This window comes from Massilia sp. YIM B02769 (assembly GCF_030411995.1).
GTDB lineage: Bacteria > Pseudomonadota > Gammaproteobacteria > Burkholderiales > Burkholderiaceae_D > Telluria.
Genome location: NZ_JASNRC010000012.1, coordinates 194,433 through 201,080 on the forward strand (window position 1 = coordinate 194,433; position 6,648 = coordinate 201,080).

Genomic DNA, 6,648 nt, shown 5'->3' on the forward strand with positions numbered 1-6,648 from the left:
CGCGCTTCAGATGGCCACTTGCTTCGAGCCCAGCTCGCGGTACCACGCGTCCTGCAGCGCCAGGAAGAAGGAGCGCCCGTCGTCGGCGTGCGCGAACTCGTAGCCGTAGACGCGTTCGTTCACCTGCACCAGTTCGCCATGCTTGATGCCGCGCTTGGCCAGGGCGCGGTTCGGCACGTCGAGGTAGAACTCGCGCGTGGGGCCGGCGGCGACCGCGCGCATAGTCATGCGCGTGGTGTCGGCCTTTGCCGGTGCCTGGGCGATGTCGATCACGCGGTAGGCGCCGGCGGCAACGCGGCGGTCGCCGCTCGAACTGTCGCTGGAGGCGCCGATGGAATCGGAGATGCTGCCCGAAGAGGCGGAGCCGGCGCTGGACGCGACCGACGAGGCGCTGTCGGCATGGGCGGGCAGGGCGCAGGCGGTGGCAAACAAGGCGGCGCAGACGGCGCGCAGGAGGGTGGGCATGGTCATGATGTGCTTTCGTGTCGAGCTGAATGGACCAATGGTACTAGCCCCGGGCACGGATGAGAAGATATGCACGGTAGGGTGGTCGGCTCCACCCTGCAGTGGGCATGAACGCAACGCGTGCGCCGCCCACGCGTCCAGCGGCCGGCAATGCAATGGCAAACGATATTTGCATCCGACGGCCGGCATTGCAATGGCAAACGATATTTGCACCCGACGCCTGCGATGCAAAGCATATTTGCATAGTTATCATCCATGCCATCTTTTCGACGATTCCCTCTAGTCCGCATCCGTTTTGCCCGCATGCCTTTGGCGTACACTAGGCGCCATAACAACAAGGATGACAGATGGAGACAAGCCGCAGATCCTTCCTGAAGGCGGGCGCCCTGGGTGCGCTCGTCCTGGCCGCCGGCGGCGGCATCTACCGCGCCATGCAGCCCGCGAACCCGGCGCGTTTCGTGCTCGACGGCGAAGCACGCGCGGCGCTGGGCGCCATCGTGCCGGCAATGTTGTCCGGCGCCTTGCCGCCTGATGCCGCCGGGCGCAAGGCCGCCATCGCCGCCACGGTCGACGGCGTCCATACCGCCATTTCGAATCTCCCGCTGGCGGTACAGAAGGAAGTGCAGGACCTGTTCGGCCTGCTGGCCCTGGCGCCGGCGCGCAGGCTGTTGACCGGCATCTCCGGCGGCTGGGCGCATGCATCCGAAACCGAGGTCACGGCCTTCCTGCAGGACTGGCGCCTGCACCGCTTCGCCCTGCTGCGCACCGCCTACAGCGCCCTGCACGACCTTGCACTCGGCGCCTGGTATGCCCAACCGGCCAGCTGGAACGCGATCGGCTATCCCGGCCCGATGAAGGAACTGTCCTGAACATGAACGACTTCATTCCCGACCCCATCCGGCAAGGCATCGCGCGCGGCTGGCGCATCGTCGACGCCGCCCGCATCGAGGCCGACCAAACCCTGGAAGCCGACGTCGTCATCGTCGGCAGCGGCGCCGGCGGCGGCGTCACGGCCGAGATCCTGGCGCTGGCCGGCCTGAAGCTCATCATCGTGGAAGAGGGCGCGCTGCGCTCGTCGAACGACTTCAAGATGCGCGAGGCCGACGCCTACCCAACGCTGTACCAGGAATCGGCCGCGCGCCAGACGCTCGACAAGGGCATCAAGATCCTGCAGGGCCGCACCGTGGGCGGCTCGACGACCGTCAACTGGACCTCGAGCTTCCGCACGCCGCCGTCGACCCTGGACTACTGGCGCACCCGCTTCGGCCTCGACGGCTTCGATGCCGAGGCGATGGCGCCCTGGTTCGAGACGATGGAAGCGCGCCTGCACATAGGCGACTGGCAGGCCGCGCCGAACGAGAACAATGCCCTGCTCAAGCGCGGCGCCGACAAGCTCGGGATTCCCTCGGGCCTGATCCGCCGTAACGTGAATGGCTGCTGGAACCTCGGCTACTGCGGCATGGGCTGCCCGACCAACGCCAAGCAGTCGATGCTGGTGACGACGATCCCGTCGGCCCTCGACCACGGCGCGCTGCTGGTCACGCGCGCCCGCGCCGAGCGCTTCGCCATCAAGGGAGAAGACGTCGAGGAGCTGCTCTGCACCGGCCTGCAGGCCGACGGCGTCGCGCCGAACGGGCGCCTGCTGCGCCTGCGCGCCAAGCACTTCGTGGTGGCCGGCGGCGCCATCAACTCGCCGGCGCTGCTGCTGCGCTCGAACGCGCCCGACCCGCATGCACTGCTCGGCAAGCGCACCTTCCTGCACCCGACCCTGATCTCGGCCGGGATCTTTCCGCAGCGCGTGGACGCCTATGCCGGCGCGCCGCAAACCGTGTACTCCGACCACTTCCTGCACACCGCGCCGATCGACGGCCCGCTCGGCTACAAGCTGGAAGCGCCGCCGCTGCATCCGGTGCTGCTGTCGACCACGATGAACGGCTTCGGCGCCGACCACGCGGCCATGATGCGCCAGTTCCCGCACATCCAGGGCATGCTGGCGCTGCTGCGCGATGGCTTCCACGAAGCGTCTCCCGGCGGCACCGTGCAACTGAAGGATGGCGCCGCCGTCCTCGACTATCCCTTGAACGACTTCCTCTGGGACGGCGCGCGGCGCGCCCTCCTGACCATGGCCGAGATCCAGTTCGCCGCCGGCGCCAGCGCCGTGCGACCCGCCCACGAAAGCGCGCGCGCCTACACCAGCTGGAACGAAGCGCAGCGCGCGATCGCCGAGCTGCCGCAGGCCCTGCACATGACGCGCGTGGCCTCGGCCCACGTGATGGGCGGCTGCACCATGGCCGGCGATGCGCGCCTCGGCGTGGTGGTGCCGAACGGGCGTTACCGCGAGCTGGCCAACCTGTCGGTGCACGACGGCTCGCTGTTCCCGACTTCGATCGGCGCCAACCCCCAGCTGTCGATCTACGGACTCGCGGCGCGCCTGGCCAGCGGCCTGGCCGAGGACCTGACCGGCCAGCCGGCGCCGCGTCCGGGAGCCTGAAGCGATGAGCGCACGCCGCCTGCTGCAACTCGTGCTGCTGGTGCAGGCCAGCGCCGCACTCGGCATCGCGCTGGCCGCCATCCGCTGGTTCGATGCCGGACCCTGGGCCGCGGCGGCGCTCGGATGCGGCAGCGTGGCCCTGGTGCGCCTCCTGATCAACATGAACAACTTCGTGCTGGCCGCCTTCTTCGCCAGCCCGACGCCGCCCGAATTCCGACTGAACCCGCTGCGCGCCCTGCATCTGCTGGCCGAGGAATTCCGCGCCAGCATGGTCTACACCTCCTGGACCATGCCCTGGGCGCGCGAAGGACTGCGCGTGCATGCCGGTTCGGCTGCCGTGCCGGTGCTGCTGGTGCATGGCTACGGCTGCAACAGCGGCTACTGGGCGCACCTGCTGCCGCGCCTGGACCGTGCACGCATCAGCCATGCGACGGTGGACCTGCTGCCGGTGACCGCCGACATCGAGCACTACGTCGCCCAGGTCGAGCGCGCCGCCGAAGCGCTGCGCAGCGCGACCGGCGCCGCGCAGATCGCCATCGTCGCCCACAGCATGGGCGGCCTGGTCACGCGCGCCTGGCTGCGCCGGCACGGCAGCGCGCGCGTGCTGCGCGTGCTCACCCTGGGCACGCCGCACTTCGGCACGGGCCTGGCCAACTTCGGCCTCGGCGTGAATGCGGCGCAGATGCGCTGGAAGGGCGGCATGCCCTGCGACTGGCTGCGGCAACTCGACGCCGATGAAGACGCGCCGCGGCGCGCGCTCTTCACCTCGATCTTTTCGCACCACGACAACATCATCTCGCCGCAGACCTCGAGCCTGCTGCCGGGTGCGCGCAACCTCGCTTTCGGCGGCATCGGCCACGTGGCGCTGGGGCGCAACCCGCGCATCCTCGACGCCGTCATGCGCGAGCTGGCGGCATTGAAGACCGGCGACCCGCTGCCGGCTTAGAAGAGGACGACGGCCCGGACGTGATACAGTCCGTCCCGTATGACTTCTGGAGACCACGTGGCGGCCCGCATCCACATCCTCGACGACGATCCCGCCCGCTTTTCCGCGATGGCGCGCCTGCTGCGCGAGCGCGGCCACATCGTCAACACCGGCGCCCACGATCCGCTCGCGCCCGACCTGGTGCTCTGCCACGCACGCCATCCCGCCGCCTTCGGCCTGCCCGCGCGCGGCCAGGGCGTGTTGCTGGCGCTGGCGGCGCCCGAGGATGCCGCGCTGCGCGACACGCTGCTGGGCGCCGGCTTCGACGGCTACATCCCGCTGCCGCTGGAACCCGGCAGCTTCGCCCTCGAAGCCGAAGCCTTCCTGCCGGCGGCCGCGCCCACCCAGACCCTGCTGCTGGTCGACGACGACACCTTCATGCTCGAGGTGCTGGCCGACATGGTCGAGGACCAGGGCTGGCGCGTGTTGACCGCGTCCTCGGGTGCGCAGGGGCTGGCGCTGCTGGCGCGCGAGCAGGTGGCGGTGATCGTCAGCGACCACTTCATGCCCGGCATGAGCGGCGCCGAACTGCTGGCCGAGGCGCAGCGCCTGTATCCGCCCACGGTGCGCATCCTGCTCTCGGGCCAGAGCGAGGACGAGCGCGAGATCGCCGAGGCCCTGGCCAGCGGCGCGGCCGACCGTTACTATGCCAAGCCCTGGATGGGCGCGACCCTGATGGCGGCGCTGCGCGACGCCCTGGCGCTGCAACTGCAAAGGGGCGAGGAGTTGTAGGGCGGCGCGTTTAGAATCCGCCTTCTAGCGTGCGCTCCTACAATGGGGGCAACACACACGAGGAAGCGATGAGCAAGAAGATCGAGGATCTGGAACAGGAAGAAGAAGCGCTGGCGCGCGCGGTGCGCAGTTCGGCGCAGCAGATCTGGCAGGCCGGCCTGGGCGCCTTTGCCAAGGCCCAGCAGGAGGGCGGGCGCGCATTCACGCGCCTGGTCCGCGACGGCACCGAACTGCAGAAGCGCGCACGCAAGGTCGAGGACGCGACCGACACCGTGGCGCGCAAGGCCGAGCGCTCCAGCCGCCGCGCCTCCGGCACCTGGGGCAAGCTGGAGCAGGTGTTCGAGGAACGCGTGGCGCGCGCCCTGGCCGCCATCGACGTGCCGGCGCGCAGCGAGATCGAGGCGCTGAACCACCGCATCGACGAGCTGGAACGCATGCTGGCCGAGATCGGCAGCGCGAGCCGCAAGCCGCCTGCCAGCCCGGCTGTCGGAAAAACGCCGGCAGCAAAAAAGCCGGCGGCGAAAAAGGCAGCAGATAAGCGCAAGGATGGCGCCGATAAGGCCTGATTGATGGCATTTGGCAGTAACGCCGTCATGGCGTTCGATGTTATGCTTGCGGCTGACACAAATACCGCCGCCTTCCATGCTACAGAAAGCACCACGCCGCACCCGTGAACGCATCCTCGAGCTCTCGCTCAGGCTGTTCAACGAGTTCGGCGAGCCGAATATCACGACGACCGTCATTGCCGAGGAGATGAACATCTCGCCCGGCAACCTGTACTACCACTTCCGCAACAAGGACGACATCGTCAACTCGATCTTCGTGCAGTTCGAAGCCGAGATCGAGCGCATCCTCACGGTGCCGGCGGGGCGCCGCTCGAACATGGAAGACGTGTGGCTCTACCTGCACCTGATGTTCGAACTGATCTGGCGCTACCGTTTCTTCTACCGCGACCTGAACGACCTGCTGTCGCGCAACCGCAAGCTGGAACTGCACTTCAAGGCCATCCTGGCCCACAAGATCAAGGTCGCGCGCCAGCTGTGCGAAGACCTGCGCAGCGAAAACTCGCTCGACGCCGGCGACCAGCAGATCAGCGCCATGGCCACCAACATGGTGGTCGTCGCCACCTACTGGCTGTCCTACGAATACGTGCGCAACCCGCGCAAGTACAGCGAGCAGCAGGCGATTGCCGACGCCCTGGCGCGCGGCTGTTACCAGGTGCTGTCGATGCTGGGACCGTATTTGCGCGGCGATACGCGGCTGCTGTTCGAGAAGCTGTCGGAGGAATATCTCAAGAAGCTGCCCGACGAAGCGCGCGACCCTTCCTGATTACTGGAACACTGATGAAATCGATTGCCGTCTACTGCGGCGCCTCGAATGGCGCCAAGCCCATCTACGCCGACGCGGCGCGCCTATTGGCGCGGGCGCTGGTGGATCACAACATCGCCCTGGTATACGGCGGCGGCAAGGTCGGCCTGATGGGCGTGATTGCCGACGAAGTGCTGCGCCTGGGCGGCGAAGCCACCGGCGTGATCCCGCGTGCGCTGGTCGAGCGCGAAGTCGGGCATGCGGGGCTGACGCGGCTGTTCGTGGTGAAGGACATGCACGAGCGCAAAGCCATGATGGCGGATTTGTCGGAAGGCTTCATCGCCATGCCGGGCGGCTTCGGGACACTGGAAGAATTGTTCGAGATGGTGACCTGGGCGCAGCTGGGGATCCATGCCAAGCCGATCGGGTTGCTCAATACCGAAGGCTTCTACGATGGACTGGTGGCATTTGCGCGGCACCAGCGGGATGAAGGTTTCGTGCGGCCGGCGCATGCGGAAATGATGCATATCGATGCCGATGCCGAGGCGCTGGTGCGCCGCCTGCTCGGCGTTGGGGCGTCGCTCTGACGCTGCGTTGACCGTATCTATGGACTCCACCCGTTTTGCAAGAAGAGGATTGAATTTTTGCCTTTAGGTAGAGTTGCGTG

General features: G+C 67.8%; 8 protein-coding genes. 7 read left to right on the forward strand and 1 reads right to left on the reverse strand.

Going from position 1 to position 6,648, the window contains the following annotated elements; translation table 11 throughout:
- Positions 1-6: 6 nt before the first annotated feature.
- Entirely contained in the window at positions 7-471 is a 465-nt protein-coding gene (locus QPK31_RS20095; protein ID WP_290424656.1) for a hypothetical protein, read from the reverse strand.
- Positions 472-812: 341 nt separating this feature from the next.
- Between QPK31_RS20095 and QPK31_RS20100 the strand changes: the two genes are divergently transcribed.
- From QPK31_RS20100 to QPK31_RS20130, 7 genes are all read left to right on the forward strand, one after another.
- Positions 813-1,334, forward strand: coding sequence for a twin-arginine translocation signal domain-containing protein (locus tag QPK31_RS20100; protein ID WP_290424657.1), 522 nt, complete (start codon positions 813-815; stop codon positions 1,332-1,334).
- A 2-nt stretch (positions 1,335-1,336) separates the two neighbouring features.
- Positions 1,337-2,956, forward strand: coding sequence for a GMC family oxidoreductase (locus tag QPK31_RS20105; protein WP_290424658.1), 1,620 nt, complete (start codon positions 1,337-1,339; stop codon positions 2,954-2,956).
- Between the two features lie 4 nt (positions 2,957-2,960).
- Complete coding sequence (locus QPK31_RS20110) at positions 2,961-3,902, forward strand: alpha/beta fold hydrolase (protein WP_290424659.1); 942 nt, start codon at positions 2,961-2,963, stop codon at positions 3,900-3,902.
- Between the two features lie 57 nt (positions 3,903-3,959).
- Positions 3,960-4,673: a response regulator gene (locus tag QPK31_RS20115; RefSeq protein WP_290424660.1), complete on the forward strand. Its 714-nt coding sequence runs from the start codon at positions 3,960-3,962 to the stop codon at positions 4,671-4,673.
- A 68-nt stretch (positions 4,674-4,741) separates the two neighbouring features.
- Positions 4,742-5,239, forward strand: coding sequence for a phasin family protein (locus tag QPK31_RS20120; protein ID WP_290424661.1), 498 nt, complete (start codon positions 4,742-4,744; stop codon positions 5,237-5,239).
- A 76-nt stretch (positions 5,240-5,315) separates the two neighbouring features.
- Entirely contained in the window at positions 5,316-6,002 is a 687-nt protein-coding gene (locus QPK31_RS20125; RefSeq protein ID WP_290424662.1) for a TetR/AcrR family transcriptional regulator, read from the forward strand.
- Positions 6,003-6,016: 14 nt separating this feature from the next.
- The gene (locus QPK31_RS20130; RefSeq protein ID WP_290424663.1) at positions 6,017-6,568 is read left to right on the forward strand and encodes a TIGR00730 family Rossman fold protein; all 552 of its coding nucleotides are present in this window, start codon (positions 6,017-6,019) and stop codon (positions 6,566-6,568) included.
- The last annotated feature ends 80 nt before the right edge of the window (positions 6,569-6,648 follow it).